Raw genomic sequence first — 15035 nt, forward strand, 5'->3', positions numbered from 1 at the left:
CCGTTAGTTGGTCAGGCCGATCTCGCGCATCTTGACGTAGACGATCTCATCGGGTTCGCCAGTCTGCGGCAACCCGAACAGCGACTGGAATTCCTTGATCGCCGCCTTGGTGCGGGCGCCGACGACCCCATCCAGTTGCATGTCGTCATTGCCGAACGCCTTCAGTCCGGCCTGGATCTTGACGATGCGAGGATCAGGCCCCTGCAACGCTGCATTCGTCTCCAAGTCATTCTGCCCAGAACTTGTCTGCCCAGAACCTGTCTGCAAAGACACCGGAACGGCGGCCGGCGTGCCCGGACGCGGCTGCGGTTTCGGCACGGCGGCGGTCTTCGGCGTCGCGCCCAGTTGATCCAGCAGCAGCGCGTCGATCTCGCCGGAGGCGTTGAGCCCGACCTTCTGCTGGTAGGCTTCTATGGCCTTGCGCGTATTGGGGCCCGAAATGCCGTCGACCGTGCCGGAATAGAAGTCGAGGTCCTTCAATATGCCTTGCACCTGCTCGACCACCGGATCGCCCTTGATCGGGGCGGGCGCCGCATTAGGCCGCACGATGTTGATCGTGGTCTCGGGCTCGTCGGCGGCCGTATGCGGAAATCCCTGGAAGCTGCGGGTGGCGAAAAACGCCCCGGCATGCGGGAAAGGCTGATACCACAGCGCATTCGCCGAGACATAGAACAGCGTCACCAGGAATGCCGTCGATCCGCCCACCAGGACAGGATTGCGCGAAATCATGCCGCCGACGGCAATGGCGCCGTCCTGGAAGGCATTGCTGCGGCGTTTGACCGCCTTAGGCCGTCTTGCGGAGCGAGCCATCCCTGTCCCCTTTCGCCCTCATCACCGGCATCGTCAGCACTCCGGTCTGATTGACTGGGCGCCCCTTCGGCCCGTTGACCGGCAGGCTGATGGTCACCGTGGTGCCCTCGCCCGGCATGCTTTCGATCGACATCGTGCCTTCGTGCAGCGCCACCAGGCCCTTCACCAGGGAAAGACCAAGACCGGTGCCCTCGAAACGGCGGGTGTAGTCGTTCTGGATCTGCATGAAGGGCTTGCCGAGATTTGCGAAATCCTCCTCGGCGATGCCGATGCCGGTGTCCCTGACCCAGAAATGCAGACGCGAGCCGATCCGCTTGGCGCCGACGACGACATCGCCGCCGTCAGGCGTGAACTTGACCGCGTTGGAAACGAGATTGATGAGGATCTGCTGCACGGCCCGGCGATCGGCGTTGATGTCGCCGGCGTCCGGCGCGATCTGCGTCTGCAGGTCGATGTTCTTGGCTTGCGCCTGCAGCCGCATCATCGACTGGCACATTTCCACGGCTTCCATGAACCGGAACGGCTCCGGTTCCGTTGCGTAGGCGCCCGATTCGATCCTCGATACGTCGAGTATGGATGTCACGACGGCCAGCAGATGTTGGCCGGAATCGCGCACCAGGCCGACATATTCCTTCTGGCGCGGGTCCTTGAAGGCGCCGAACATCTCGTGCAGCAGCATGTCCGAGAAGCCGATGATGGCATTCAACGGCGTGCGCAGTTCATGGCTCACCACCGCCAGGAACCGGCCCTTGGCCACTTCGGCGGCGGCCGCCGCCTCATTGGCCCGCGCCAGTTCTTCGCGCAGCCGGGCGGTCTCGTCATTCTCGCGCAGGACCAGCGTGAAGACATCGCCCTGCTCTTCGCCGCGCACCAGTTCGAGCGCGAACGGCCGATAATTGTCAGCCATCAGGCGATTGTCACCTTGGCCATTGCCGTTCTGGGGCAACCTGATGCGCAGTTCGAGGCGGCGCGACAGGGCGCCATCGCGCATGTCGGCCAAGGCGCTGAGATAGGCGACACGGTCGGACAGATGGACGCGGTCGAAGAAGCCGGTTCCCGAAAGCAACTCCGGCGGCAATTTCAAAAGCGTCCGTGCTCTGGCCGAGGCGTCCAGGACTTCGCCATGGCGAGCGACGCGCAGGACCACCGCATCGATGATATCTTCCAGCCGATCCCCCGTATCGGCTCTATCGGCCGCACCGGCGGTGTCGCGAAACGCCGATATGCGCGGCACGACCGTGAGCGCCCAGGCCAGCGGCACCAGCCAATGCCAGGCGGCGATCTGCGCGCCCGCGAATGGAAGGAAGGCCGCGGACAGCGGCTGAAGGGCAATCGCGACGACGGCCGAGGCAGCCCCCCCCAGCGCCGCACGGCGCGAGGCGCCGATCCACCAGGCTTCGAACGGCAGCGCCACGACGAGCATGGCGACAGGAGAGCTCAAGCCGCCGGCGGCACTGATAAGGCCACCAAGCGCGACGGCCGCCATCGCCAGTGCGATCCGTGCCGCCACGGCCATCCTGCCGGTCGCCGCCGCCAGCAGGGCGATGAACCAGCACAGACCGAAGGCCGCGAAGATGGCGGCCATGGTCACCGCGGCGCCCATGCCCGATGTAACCAGCGTGACCGCGGCACCGGCTGCGAAGAACGGCGCCGCCAGCATGACGCCGATGAAGCGGCGCTGGCGCTCGCGGTCGCCCTGACCGAGAATGGAGGGATGGACCATACGTTCGCAACCGGCGGCAATCGCGCCAGGCAATTCAGCGTATCTGGCCTTGATCGGCATCAACTCAACGCACTCGCACTCGTCGTGAACAGCTCTGCTTCCGCAGATTGTTTTGATTGGCTCTGAAACTCTCATCCAGCGTTTAAGGAATGGATAAGGGCAGGCCCGACCAAAGCCCGGCCCGTGTCAAATATCGGGATGCTTGCCCTCGAAAACCCGGTCAAATGCCGCCATAGTAAATGGAGGGTTATCCGGGAATGCCTGCCCACAGTGGACCAGGGGTGGGCACGAAAACGCTCGAGTTTTATAAAAGCGCAATGGAAACAGCCAGATAAATGGTTATTGGTCGGTAACGAAAATCGCCCCGATATGAGACAAATCAATCGCAAAATGCTTCGTTTCGAATTTGCCTAAAATTTGAGGAAAATTGTCGGATGACCCGCAAGCCGTCCTTCGTGCCTCTGTGCCAACATCCTGCCATAAAAGAGGTCATGCCATGTGATGCATGGTCCGGTCACGACGAGAGGCAAGGCATGTTCTTCCTGATAAGAATGGCTTTCTGGTTTTCCCTGGTGCTGCTGGCGCTGCCCCTGACTGCCGGTTCGGACGAACCAGGGCAGGAAAGCGTCGGGCCGATCCAGGCCTTGTTCGCGGCACGCGACGCAGTCGGTGACATTGCCGGCATTTGCGAGCGCAAGCCCGATGTCTGCGAAACCGGCAAGTCCGCCATGCACACCATCACGGCACGCGCCAAGGAGACCGCCAAGATCGCGGCGGCGATGCTGGACGACAAGTCCGCCGGCCCCGACACTTCGACAATGACCGGCAGCGTGGCCGAGAACATCGTGCTGCCTGAGACAGTCAACCTGCCGGTAAAGAATTAAGCCGTCTCGACGGCGCACCGCGGGCCGTCTGCCCTCTCGACGCCCGCGGTGTCCTTGTTTTTCCGTGACGCGGCGCCACTGGGGTTTTTTCGTGACGCGGCGCCGCCGGGTCACTATATCCGGGTCATGACGGCCTCGATCCAGACGATCCGCGACGACTTCTCCTTCCTTGACGAATGGGAGGACCGCTATCGCTATGTCATCGAACTCGGCGAAGCATTGCCTCCATTTCCCGATGAGGAACGCAACGCCGCCAACAAGGTGCCCGGCTGCGTCAGCCAGGTTTGGCTGACCACCGAACGGGGACCGGGTCCCGATCCGGTCATTGCGTTCAGGGGCGATTCCGATGCCCATATCGTGCGCGGACTGGTCGCGATCGTGCTGGCGCTGTTTTCGGGACGGACCGCCAGCGAAATCCAGAAGACCGATGCCGAAGCGACGCTGAAGGCGCTCGGCCTGGACGAACACCTGTCGCCCCAGCGCGCCAATGGCCTCCGCTCGATGGTCAAGCGCATCAAGCGCGATGCCGAGATGGCGCTCGAACAGACCGCCTGAATACCCTGTCCGTCTACATCCTCTGCCCGTCTACCAAGCCGCAAAATCAAACGGCGCCCGAAGGCGCCGTTGATGTCGGTTAGGCCTGACGAGGAGCGATTACCGCGCCTTGCGCTTGCGGCCAAGGCCCATCTTCTTGGCGAGCTGCGAACGGGCCGCCGCGTAGTTGGGGGCAACCATCGGATAGCTCGGGTCGAGGTTCCACTTTTCGCGATACTGCTCCGGCGTCAGATCATAGTGGGTCATCAGGTGACGCTTGAGCGACTTGAACTTCTTGCCGTCCTCGAGACAGACGATGTAGTCGTCATGGACGGAACGCTTCGGGTTTACAGCCGGCTTCTGCTTGTCGGCAGGGGGCTGCTCGGCGGTTCCGCCCACACGCCCGAGGGCAGCGTGGACATCGGATATCAGGTTCGGCAGTTCGCCGACCGGCACCGGATTGTTGCTGACATAGGCAGCCACCACATCGGCGGTGAGCTCGATCAGCGCTTCATTGTTTCGGGAAGGTGATTCGACAATATCCATGGTCTTCAGGCCCCAACAAGAGTGACGTCGATTGTGCCCATTTTTGCAGGCAGGGCATTGCACGAATTTTGTGCAGGTAGAGCTTCTGCGATTCGTGTCGCGGGCACATCAATGCGGCCATGGCTCAAGTAAGTCAATTCACTCACTGCATTATATTTACGAATGTTGATCAACTATTCGTCGTTCAGCTTCAATCTTTCGTGCATCATGTAATTTTTCGATATTTTTCGGCCAAACGGGCAAAGGCTGACGTGGCGTCAGCTCGCCGTTACATTCGAGATAACTCACGAAACGGGTTTGAATGCTCGGATTTGCTTAGCCATCGCGCTTGCAACCTTGGTTGTTCACATCTGTCCACAAAACCACAGGTTGCTGATCGTCTTTTTCGCGCAAGGCAACCAGGCGAGATGTCCGCCGGCGGGCCGCCTCGATTGGCCACTTGCCAAGCCGCGAATACGGTCGCATGAGACGGGCCGGCAAAGACCAGAGACACGGGCACAGCGAGACGCAATGACCAAGACTTCCGCATTTCCATCCGTCAGCCCGCCGGTGCCCGAGAAGCGGACGGTTACCGACACGCATCACGGCATCACGCGAACAGATGAGTATGCCTGGCTGCGGGCCGACAATTGGCAGGAGATGTTCCGGGATCCTTCCCTGCTCGATGCGGGGATACGTGCCGAACTCGAAGCCGAGAACGCCTACCAGTCGAAGCTGATGGCCGATACTTCAGACCTGCGGAAGCAGCTTTTCAAAGAAATGAAGGGCCGCATCAAGGAGGATGATTCTTCGGTTCCCATGAAGGACGGGCCCTATGCCTATGGTTCCTCCTTCAAGCTCGGCGGCGAGCAGCCGCGCTATTTCCGCACGCCGCGCGACGGCGGCACCGAGCGGATCCTGCTCGACGGCGACGCAGAGGCGGAGGGCAAGGCCTATTTCCGGCTCGGCGGTGTCGATCATTCGTCCGACCACGCCAAGCTGCTGTGGGCCTTCGACGACAAGGGCTCCGAATTCTACACGCTGCGCGTGCGCGACCTTGCCGACGGCAAGGATCTGGCGGACCAGATACAAGCCACGGGCGGGTCGGGCGTGTGGGACGCCGGCAATGACGGGTTCTTCTACACCCGTCTCGACCCCAACCACCGGCCATCGAAGGTGCTGTTCCATGCATTGGGACAGAACCCTGAGGACGACCGTCTGATCTATGAGGAGACCGACCCCGGTTTCTTCATGAATGTCGACGGCACCCGCAACAACGAATGGATCATGATCGGCATCAACGATCACGAGACCTCGGAATACCGGCTGTTGAGCGCAAGCGATCCGTTTGCCGAACCCAAGCTTGTTTCGGCGCGCGAGACCGGCCTTCAATATGAGCTGGAGGAAGGCGGCGACATCTTCTTCATCCTGACCAACGCGGATGGGGCGAAGGACTTCAAGATCATGACCGCGCCGGCAAGCGATCCGGTGCGTGCCAACTGGCAGGAGCTGGTGCCGCACGAGCCGGGCCGGCTGGTCCTGTCGGTGATCGGCTTCAAAGACCACATGGTCCGGCTCGAGCGCAAGGAGGGCCTGCCGCGCATCGTCGTGCGCGATCGCGCGAATGGAGAGGAGCACCTGATTTCTTTTGATGAAGAAGCCTTTTCGCTCGGCCTTTCAGGGTCGTACGAATACGACACCGAGACCATGCGCTTTTCCTATTCGTCGATGACGACGCCGTCGCAGGTGTTCGACTACAACATGCGCACGCGCGAGCGGGTGCTGCTCAAGACCCAGGAAGTGCCGTCCGGCCACGACCCGGACCACTATGTCACGAGGCGCTTGATGGCGCCCGCCGCCGATGGCGAACTGGTGCCGATCTCCCTTCTGCACCACCGCGACACGCCGCTGGATGGATCCGCACCTTGTCTGCTCTATGGCTACGGTTCCTACGGCATCGCCGTGCCGGCCGCCTTCAACACCAACTGGTTCTCCTTGGTCGACCGCGGCATCGTCTTTGCCATCGCTCATGTCCGTGGCGGCAAGGACAAGGGCTACGGCTGGTACGATGACGGCAAGCGTGAGCACAAGATGAACACGTTCACCGACTTCATAGCCTGTGCGCGTCACCTCGTTGCCGAGCGCTATACGGCGCATGACCGCATCGTCGCGCAAGGCGGCTCGGCCGGCGGCATGCTGATGGGCGCCATCGCCAACATGGCGCCGGACTGTTTCGGCGGCATCGTCGCCGAGGTTCCGTTCGTGGACGTGCTCACCACCATGCTCGACGCGACCCTGCCGCTGACCCCGCCTGAATGGCCGGAATGGGGCAATCCGATCGCGTCAGCCGACGACTACCGGACGATCGCCGCCTACTCGCCCTACGACAACGTCGCGGCGCTCGACTACCCGCCGATCCTGGCGCTCGCCGGCCTCACCGATCCGCGCGTCACCTATTGGGAGCCTGCCAAATGGGTGGCGCGGCTGCGCGACCGCAAGAGCGGCGACAATCCGGTGCTGTTCAAGATCAATATGGATTCCGGCCACGCCGGTGCTTCGGGCCGGTTTTCACGCCTGGAAGAGATAGCCTATACCTATGCCTTTACACTGAAGGTGACGGGCAAGGCCCAGCCTGCCTAGGAGACCCGCCGATGATCGATCTGTCCACATTGATCGCCTATGTCGCCCTTGTGTTCGGCTTTGTCTTTATTCCGGGTCCGGCCACCCTGCTGACGATCGCCCGCGCAACGAGTTCGGGCACGAAGGTCGGGATCGCAACGGGTGCAGGGATCGCGGCCGGCGACATGTTTCACACAGCCATGGCGATGATCGGCATTTCGGCCGTCATCGCCACCTCGGCGACGCTGTTCAGCGTCGTGAAGTATATCGGCGCTGCCTACCTCGTTTATCTCGGCATCCGCGCGATCTTCGAAAAGACGCCCGCCGATCCGACTGCCGGCAAGCTTGCGATCTCCGCCGGCAAGGCATTCCGGCAAGCTGTCCTGACCGAAGTGCTCAATCCCAAGACCGCGCTTTTCTTTCTTGCCTTCCTGCCTCAGTTCGTGCGGCCTGAAAACGGATCGGTGATGCTCCAGTTGATGACGCTCGGGGTGATCTTCGTTCTGCTCGGCCTTTTCAGCACGGTCGTTTTTGCGGTGAGCGCCGGGCGGCTCGGCACCTTCCTGCGCCGAAACCCGACGGTGCTGAAATGGCAGGGCAAGGTTGTCGGCGGCATCTACTGCGCCTTGGGTGTTCGCCTGGCTTTGCAGCAGCGCTGACGGCGGGCGGCTCGCATCTTCTGCCAGGCACGACGATCATGATTTTTTGAATTCCGAGCTGCTGATTTCCGCTCGCAATTGCGACGGTCGCGCGCTACCCAAAGCACGATTTTCCCGGGCGATGAGCCCATACTCGCATAAGGGTCCACTATGCTGCTCGTCGACGTCTATCTCGACAAATCGCCGATCCAGGGCATCGGCGTCTTTGCCAAGAACCACATCCCCAAGGGCACACTGGTCTGGAAGCTCGACCCCAGGTTCGACCGGATCATCGACGTGGAAACCTATGAGGGCGAGACGGGGCCGGTGAAGAACTATCTCGACCGCTATTCCTACCCCGACAGGCGCGACCCGGCCTATATCGTCTTCGAAGCGGACGATGCCCGCTACATGAACCATGACGACGAGCCGAATTGCGACGTCTCCTCGCCTGAGGAAACCTATGCCTTGCGCGACATCGCAGCGGGCGAGGAGTTGACCTGCAACTACAACCACTTCTTCGAGACGGGCTTTGATTTCCTGGGGGACCGCCACCTATAGTCGATAGTCAGCTCGCCGGCTTGCGCGCCGGATAGCCGTTTGGATGTGGCGGTACAGCCTTGAGGTAAGCGGCGATGGACGCCCGATCCTGCGGCGTCAGCTCGGCCATGTTGCGCTGCACGTCGACCATGGCGCCGCCGACGGAATCGAAATCGGGCGTGAAGCCGGTCTCGAGATAGTTGGCGATGTCGGATTCCGACCAGTTGCCGATGCCGCCCTCGCCCGACGTGATGTTCGGCACGACGCCCTTGCCTTCGGCGGCGACGGCGCCGGCCAGCCATTCACTTTTCCTGGTGCCTCCGGCAAGGTCACGCGGCGTATGGCATTCGCCGCAATGGCCGGGTCCCTCGACCAGATAACGGCCAGCCATCACCGGTTCAGGCGTGCCATCGGGCAGAGGAATGACCGGCTGATCGCTGAGATAGAGGCGCTTCCACAGGCCGATGCCACGTCGGATGTTGAACGGGAATGCCAGCGAGTTGTCCGGCGCCTTGCCGGCGACCGCGGGCAGCGTCTTCAGGAAAGCGTAGAGGTCGGCGATATCAGCCGGATTCATGCGCGCGTAGGAAGCGTAAGGGAATGCCGGATAGAAATGCTGACCCGAGGGCGACACGCCCTTCAGCATGGCGTTCGCGAGATCCTCGATCGACCATGCGCCGATGCCGTCCTTGGGATCCTGCGAAATGTTGGGGGGAACGAAGGTGCCGAACGGCGTCTTGAGTTCGAGGCCGCCCGCCAACTGAAGCCGGGCATCGCCTTGCGAGCCCGGTTTTGCATGGCAGGAGGTGCAGCCGCCCGCGTAGAAAATGCGCTTGCCCTTGGCTGCGTCACCTGGCCCAAGCTTGGCCAGGGCCTGCGTGTCCAGCGTCGTCGGCGCCGACAGGATCCAGCCTGCAACCGCGCCGACGCCACCCAGGATGACGAGGGCGCCGACGAGTTTTTTCAGCAGGGACATTGCCCGCTATCAGCCCTTCTTCACGCGATAGGTCTGGTGGCAGGTGCCGCAATCCGAGCCGATGGCGCCGACTTGCGCTTTCAGCGCGTCGACGTTGGCGGGAGCCGCCGCGACCGCCGCCTTGACGTCGGCAAGATACTTGTCCTCGGTGGCCTTGAAGCCGGCCATGTCTTCCCAGATTTTTGGCGCCGCGGTCGTGTCGCCGGTATCGCTGCCTTTCGGGAACAAAGCGTCGGCGTCGAACTTCTCGGCATTCGCCTGCAGCGCCTGCAGTTGCGTCAGCACGGCCGCGGCATCGAAGGGCTCCTCGCCCTTGGCCACTTTCGCCAAGCCGCCGACGATCTTTCCGCGCTCCTTCATCAGAGCCTGCCGGTCGAGGATCGGATCGGCAAAGGCGGCCGAACCGGCGAAGGCGAGCATTGAGATGGCGATGACAAGCTTTCTCATTCATTGGCTCCATGATGAAGGCATTTCGGGACGAAACGTTAACGGATGCGACGGGTGGAATATTCCCCTTCGCCTGAATGATTTCTGCCGGACCTTTGCTATTGCGTGACTTCGACGCGGAAAAGAAAAGCCCCGGAGTGCCGGGGCTTTTCTAACGATCGATCACTTCGCCTTTTCGTACATCTCCAGGACGTGGTCCCAGTTGATGAGGCTGTCGACGAACGCCTCGAGATATTTCGGCCGGGCGTTGCGATAGTCGATGTAATAGGAATGTTCCCAGACGTCGACGCCGAGGATCGGCGATGCGCCGTGGACGAGAGGATTTTCACCGTTCGGGGTCTTCGAGATCGCCAGCTTGCCGTCCTTGACCGAGACCCAGGCCCAGCCAGAACCGAACTGCGTCGTGCCGGCGGCGATGAAGTCGGCCTTGAACTTGTCGTAACCGCCGAGGTCGCTGTCGACCGCCTTCTGCAGTGCGCCGGGGAGCTTGTTGCCGCCGCCGCCCTTCTTCATCCACTTCCAGAAATGGATGTGGTTGTAGTGCTGCGCGGCATTGTTGAAGAGACCGGCGTTCTTGCCGAACGACTGCTTAACCACCTCTTCGACCGACAGATCCCCAAGACCGGCTTCGGCGGCCAGCTTGTTGCCGTTGTCGACATAGGCCTTGTGGTGCTTGTCGTGGTGATACTCCAGCGTCTCTTTCGACATATAGGGCTGCAGGGCCTCGTAGTCGTAGGGCAGAGCGGGCAATTCGAAAGCCATGGATGGTACTCCCTCGTGGAAAAATCCGGTGTTGATACCGGATTAACATAGGTCTGGATTGAGCTGGAACAACTCCGGAAATGAAGCGCCGGTCCCTTTCTAGGCGGGTTGCGGAAAACTGTCACACGGTTTTGCGGCAACAAACCGGGCAGCGACAAAACGACCGGGCCGGCGCCTCAGCCGGTTGTCGTCGAATGCGCCCAGTCCCAATAGAGCTCGCGCGCCTTCTTGGCCACCGGCCCGGGTTGCAGATTGCGGTCCTCGATGCGGGTGATCGGCACCACCTTGGAATGGTTTCCGGTGGAGAATATCTCGTCCGCCTCCAGGAACTCGCGCACGGACAACGTCTTTTCGGTGGTTTTGAAGCCATACTCGCCAAGCAAATTTATCGTGCGCGAGCGGGTTATACCGGACAGGAAGGTGCCGTTCGGCGCCGGCGTAAAGACATGACCATCCTTGACCAGGAAGATGTTCGAGGTGCCCGTCTCGGCGACGTTGCCAAGCATGTCGAGCACCATCGCGTTGTCGAAGCCGCGCATCTTGGCCTCGAGAATGGCACGGCCATTGTTGGGGTAAAGGCAACCGGCCTTGGCGTTGGTCGGCATGGTTTCGATGGTCGGGCGCCGGAACGGCGACACGGTCACCGAAAAACCGGACGGCGGGATCATCGGCGATTCGTAGAGGCAGAGGCAGAAACGGGTCGAAGCAGGATCGGCCGGCACGCCCATGTAGCCGCCATGCTCGGCCCAGTACATCGGCCTGATGTAAACAGCCGTCTTGCCGTCGAATTTCTTCAAGCCGTCCCAGGTCAGCCCGACGATCTGCTCCGGCGTCATGTTCGGCTTGAGGCCGAGCGCGATGGCCGAGGCGTTCACTCTCTTGGCATGAAGGTCGAGGTCGGGCGCCACGCCTTCGAACCAGCGGCCGCCGTCGAACACGCTGGTGCCAAGCCACATGGCGTGGCTGCGCGGCCCCAGGATGGCGACGTTGCCCTCGTACCAGTCGCCATCGACGAAAGTCCATGTCGCGGATTGCGCTGCGGCCGCCAGTGTCATCGCGTTTTTCCCGTTCCGATCAATCGTATGGCAGCATTGGATGACGCTTTGGCCGGCGCCGTCAACCGGCATAGGGGAGTTTTGTTGAGGCCAGAGGCAGGCGCGATGCAATCGGGGCTTGCACCTTGCCCCGCCTCGCCCCAAAACTGTCGCTATGCAATACGCGGCCTATGTTTTCGACGCCTACGGCACGCTGTTCGACGTGCATGCCGCAGTGCGCCGCCATGCCGACCAGATCGGGCCGGACGGCCAGTTGCTGTCCGAAATCTGGCGCGCCAAGCAGCTCGAATATTCCTGGGTGCGAACGTTGATGGGCGGCTATGCCGATTTCTGGCAGTTGACCGAGCAAGCGCTCGATTTCGCCTTGCGCAAGGTGCCCTCGGCCGATCCAGGGCTCAAGGCGAACCTGCTGGAAGCCTACTGGCGGCTGGATTGCTATCCCGAAGTGCCGGCGGTGCTGAAAGCGCTCAAGGCTTCGGGCGCCCGGCTGGCGATCCTCTCCAACGGCTCGCCCGAAATGCTGCAGGCCGCGGTCAAGTCCGCCGCGCTCGACCAGGTGCTGGACGACGTCTATTCGGTCGATGCGGTGCGGCGCTTCAAGACCGATCCAGCGGTCTACGACATGGTCGCCACCGGCTGGCGCCTCTATCCCGGCGCGGTTTCCTTCCAGTCCTCCAATCGCTGGGACATCGCAGGCGCCACCAAATTCGGCTTCCGCACGGTGTGGATCAACCGTTCCAACCAGCCAGAGGAATACCGGGACTTTCCGCCGGCCTTGATCTTGCCGAGCCTCGAAGCCCTGGTATCCGGCGGCTAGGCCACAGGCTGTGGCCGGTCACAGGCTGTGGCCATGGCGCCACAGTGGCGGGACGGTCACAGCTTCGCCTTTGTTTGTCCACGTTCGGGCCAGAATCGGAACCGCCTATCGCGCCAGGTGTTGTCAAGCACCCGCAACAGCGGTCGGTGTATTCACGCTTTGTTGGAATTTGAGTCCTAAAGAAGGCAACTATGTCCATAACCGAAATCGAATCCTTTCGCCTGAGCCGTCGCGGCTTCCTCAACGCCGCCGCGCTGGGCGCCGCCTCGATCGCGGTTTCCGCATGCGCCACCACCGGGCCAGGCCCGGTGGAACCGCCGCCGCCCACCTATGTCGAGCCACCGCTTGCCGACTATGCCTCGATGTATGCCGCGGTCAGCGATGGTGGCTTCGATCTGCCGGCCATCCCGGTCGACAGGATCGATCCGCAGTTCCTGCGCCAGATCGTTCCCGACCCGACCGGACAGAAGCCGGGAACCATCGTCGTCGATACGACAGGCCATTTCCTCTATCTGGTCCGCCCGGGCGGCCAGGCCATCCGCTATGGCGTCGGTCTCGGTCGTGCCGGCTTCGAATGGTCGGGCGACGCCGTCGTCCAGTGGAAGCAGAAATGGCCGAAATGGACACCGCCGGATGAAATGATCGCCCGGCAGCCGGAGTTGAAGCAATACAGCGCCGACAATGGCGGCATGCCCGGCGGGCTGAAAAACCCGCTCGGCGCGCGCGCGCTCTATCTCTTCCAAGGCAACGTCGACACGCTCTACCGCTTGCACGGCTCGCCGGAGTGGCGCTCGATCGGCAAATCGGTTTCGTCGGGCTGCGTGCGCCTGATGAACCAGGACATCATCGATCTCTACGACCGCGTGCCGTCGAAATCACCGGTCATCGTGACCAGCGATGCCAGGCAGCCGATGGTTGCGGCGGCGACGACAAACCACAAGGCCATTCCGATCGACGCCGGCGTGCCGGACGGATCGGTACTGCTCGGGCCGGTCAAGGCGATCACGGATTCGATTTTCTGAGCCGACAACATCTATGGACGGGCTCCGGCGCCATGTGTCCAGCGGACGCGCGGCGCTGTAGGGAGTGGGGCCTTGGCTCCCTCCCCGGCCGGAAGCTCAGCGTCCCCTCGACAGGCTCCCCAGGATCCCGCGCACGATCGCGCGACCGACAGATGAGCCGACCGAACGCACCACCGACTTGATCGCGGCCTCGGCCACGGTCTGGCGATTGGAGGGGCGCGGCGCGGGTGCCCGCCTGCCGCCGGATTGCGGCGGATCGTCATTGCCGAAGCCCGGGATGGTCCAGCGCGAGCCGCCTGTGCCAGCCTGCTGCGCCTGCTGTTCGGCGTCCTGCGCCTCCTTGGCTTTCTTCTGCAGCATCTCGAAAGCCGATTCGCGATCGATGACCTCATCATACTGGCCGATGACCGGACTTTCAGCGATCAGCTTTTGCCGCTCGGCGGGGGTTATGGGCCCAAGCCGCGACGACGGTGGGCGAATCAAAGTGCGTTGCACCATGGACGGCACGCCCTTGGCCTCCAGCGTCGAGACCAGCGCCTCGCCGGTGGCGAGTTGGGTGATGGTTGTGGCGCAGTCGAAATCGGGGTTCGGCCGGAACGTCTCTGCCGCCGTCCTCACCGCCTGCTGCTCACGCGGCGTATAGGCGCGCAGCGCGTGCTGGACGCGATTGCCGAGCTGGGCCAGGACCTTTTCGGGAATATCGAGGGGGTTCTGCGTGACGAAATAGACGCCCACCCCTTTCGAACGGATCAGGCGGACAACCTGTTCGACGCGGTCGATCAGCACCTTCGGCGCTTCGTCGAACAGCAGATGCGCCTCGTCGAAGAAGAACACCAGCTTCGGCTTGTCGGGGTCGCCGACTTCGGGCAGCACCTCGAACAGTTCCGACATCAGCCACAACAGGAAGGTGGCGTAGAGCCGCGGGTTCATCATCAGCTTATCGGCGGCAAGCACGCTGATGGCGCCGCGCCCGTCGCGGGTGGTGCGCATGATGTCGGAGATTCGCAAGGCCGGCTCGCCGAAGAAGTTTGCCGCGCCTTGCTGCTCCAGGACCAGCAGGGTACGCTGGATGGCCCCCACGGAAGGCTTCGTCACATTGCCGTAGCGCGATCCGATCTCGTCGGCGCGCTCGGCGACGTGGGCGAGCAGCGCCTGCAGGTCCTTCATGTCGAGCAGCAGCAGGCCTTCCTCGTCGGCCAGGCGGAAAGCGATGTTCATGATGCCTTCCTGTGCCTCGGTGAGGTTCATCAGGCGCGACAGAAGCAGCGGCCCCATTTCTGAGACCGTGGCGCGGATCGGATGACCCTGCTCGCCGAACAGATCCCAGAAGATGACCGGAAATTCCTGGAAGTCATAAGGGTCGAGCTTGACCTGTTCGGCTCGCTTGACCAGGAAATCCTGGGCCGAGCCGATCATGGCGATGCCGGACAGGTCGCCCTTGATGTCGGCGCAGAACACCGGCACGCCGGCATTGGAAAAACCTTCGGCCAAGATCTGCAAGGTGACGGTCTTGCCGGTGCCGGTGGCGCCGGTGACCAGGCCGTGGCGATTTCCATATTGCAGCAGCAATTGCTCGGGACGCTGATAGCTGTCGTCGGGCTTGCGGCTGGCGCCGATGAAAATACTGGTGTCGTCAGCCATGTATCCGGTCTCCGCAAACGGGTGTGTCTAAAGCCATTGGCC

At 62.3% G+C, this 15035-nt stretch carries 15 protein-coding genes; 7 read left to right on the forward strand and 8 right to left on the reverse strand.

The genetic code is table 11. From position 1 onward, the window contains the following. Nucleotides 1-3: 3 nt before the first annotated feature. A complete protein-coding gene (locus tag X741_RS152860) occupies nt 4-810 on the reverse strand; it encodes a peptidoglycan-binding protein (RefSeq protein ID WP_023777934.1) in 807 nt (268 codons plus the stop codon). Then, complete coding sequence (locus tag X741_RS152855) at nt 785-2533, reverse strand: HAMP domain-containing sensor histidine kinase (protein ID WP_031250035.1); 1749 nt, start codon at nt 2531-2533, stop codon at nt 785-787. The genes X741_RS152860 and X741_RS152855 overlap by 26 nt, the downstream gene beginning before the upstream one ends. A 533-nt stretch (nt 2534-3066) precedes the next feature. Between X741_RS152855 and X741_RS152850 the strand changes: the two genes are divergently transcribed. Next, nucleotides 3067-3417, forward strand: coding sequence for a DUF5330 domain-containing protein (locus tag X741_RS152850; RefSeq protein ID WP_023764389.1), 351 nt, complete (start codon nt 3067-3069; stop codon nt 3415-3417). A 126-nt stretch (nt 3418-3543) separates the two neighbouring features. After that, complete coding sequence (locus tag X741_RS152845; protein WP_013896463.1) at nt 3544-3972, forward strand: SufE family protein; 429 nt, start codon at nt 3544-3546, stop codon at nt 3970-3972. A 99-nt stretch (nt 3973-4071) separates the two neighbouring features. Here X741_RS152845 and X741_RS152840 read toward each other — a convergent pair whose 3' ends face one another. Continuing rightward, entirely contained in the window at nt 4072-4497 is a 426-nt protein-coding gene (locus X741_RS152840; protein ID WP_013896464.1) for a MucR family transcriptional regulator, read from the reverse strand. 510 nt (nt 4498-5007) lie between these two features. Here X741_RS152840 and X741_RS152835 point away from each other — a divergent pair. The 3 genes from X741_RS152835 (at nt 5008) to X741_RS152825 (ending at nt 8294) form a co-directional block, all read left to right on the forward strand. Then, the gene (locus X741_RS152835; RefSeq protein WP_023777936.1) at nt 5008-7116 is read left to right on the forward strand and encodes a S9 family peptidase; all 2109 of its coding nucleotides are present in this window, start codon (nt 5008-5010) and stop codon (nt 7114-7116) included. An 11-nt stretch (nt 7117-7127) separates the two neighbouring features. Beyond that, nucleotides 7128-7754: a LysE family translocator gene (locus X741_RS152830; protein WP_023777937.1), complete on the forward strand. Its 627-nt coding sequence runs from the start codon at nt 7128-7130 to the stop codon at nt 7752-7754. Between the two features lie 150 nt (nt 7755-7904). Continuing rightward, nucleotides 7905-8294 carry an SET domain-containing protein-lysine N-methyltransferase gene (locus tag X741_RS152825; protein ID WP_023777938.1) on the forward strand — a complete coding sequence of 130 codons (390 nt, stop codon included), beginning with the start codon at nt 7905-7907 and terminating at the stop codon, nt 8292-8294. A 7-nt stretch (nt 8295-8301) separates the two neighbouring features. Here X741_RS152825 and X741_RS152820 read toward each other — a convergent pair whose 3' ends face one another. From X741_RS152820 to X741_RS152805, 4 genes are all read right to left on the reverse strand, one after another. Continuing rightward, nucleotides 8302-9249 (reverse strand): cytochrome c, encoded by a 948-nt coding sequence (locus X741_RS152820; protein ID WP_023777939.1) that lies wholly within the window; start codon nt 9247-9249, stop codon nt 8302-8304. A 9-nt stretch (nt 9250-9258) separates the two neighbouring features. Next, a complete protein-coding gene (locus X741_RS152815) occupies nt 9259-9696 on the reverse strand; it encodes a cytochrome c (protein ID WP_023777940.1) in 438 nt (145 codons plus the stop codon). Nucleotides 9697-9858: 162 nt separating this feature from the next. Next, the gene (locus tag X741_RS152810; RefSeq protein ID WP_013896470.1) at nt 9859-10458 is read right to left on the reverse strand and encodes a superoxide dismutase; all 600 of its coding nucleotides are present in this window, start codon (nt 10456-10458) and stop codon (nt 9859-9861) included. A 176-nt stretch (nt 10459-10634) separates the two neighbouring features. Next, nucleotides 10635-11513: a branched-chain amino acid aminotransferase gene (locus X741_RS152805; RefSeq protein WP_023777941.1), complete on the reverse strand. Its 879-nt coding sequence runs from the start codon at nt 11511-11513 to the stop codon at nt 10635-10637. A gap of 154 nt (nt 11514-11667) precedes the next feature. Here X741_RS152805 and X741_RS152800 point away from each other — a divergent pair, with 154 nt between their 5' ends. Together X741_RS152800 and X741_RS152795 are read left to right on the forward strand one after the other, a co-directional pair. After that, complete coding sequence (locus X741_RS152800) at nt 11668-12330, forward strand: haloacid dehalogenase type II (RefSeq protein WP_023777942.1); 663 nt, start codon at nt 11668-11670, stop codon at nt 12328-12330. Between the two features lie 191 nt (nt 12331-12521). Then, entirely contained in the window at nt 12522-13352 is an 831-nt protein-coding gene (locus X741_RS152795; protein ID WP_023777943.1) for a L,D-transpeptidase, read from the forward strand. Between the two features lie 96 nt (nt 13353-13448). On the opposite strand, the gene X741_RS152790 is transcribed toward X741_RS152795, so the two are convergent. Next, on the reverse strand, nt 13449-14993 hold the full coding sequence (locus tag X741_RS152790) for a helicase HerA-like C-terminal domain-containing protein (RefSeq protein WP_023777944.1): 1545 nt from the start codon (nt 14991-14993) through the stop codon (nt 13449-13451). Nucleotides 14994-15035 lie beyond the last annotated feature (42 nt).

Source organism: Mesorhizobium sp. LNHC221B00 (assembly GCF_000502935.1).
GTDB classification, from domain to species: domain Bacteria; phylum Pseudomonadota; class Alphaproteobacteria; order Rhizobiales; family Rhizobiaceae; genus Mesorhizobium; species Mesorhizobium opportunistum.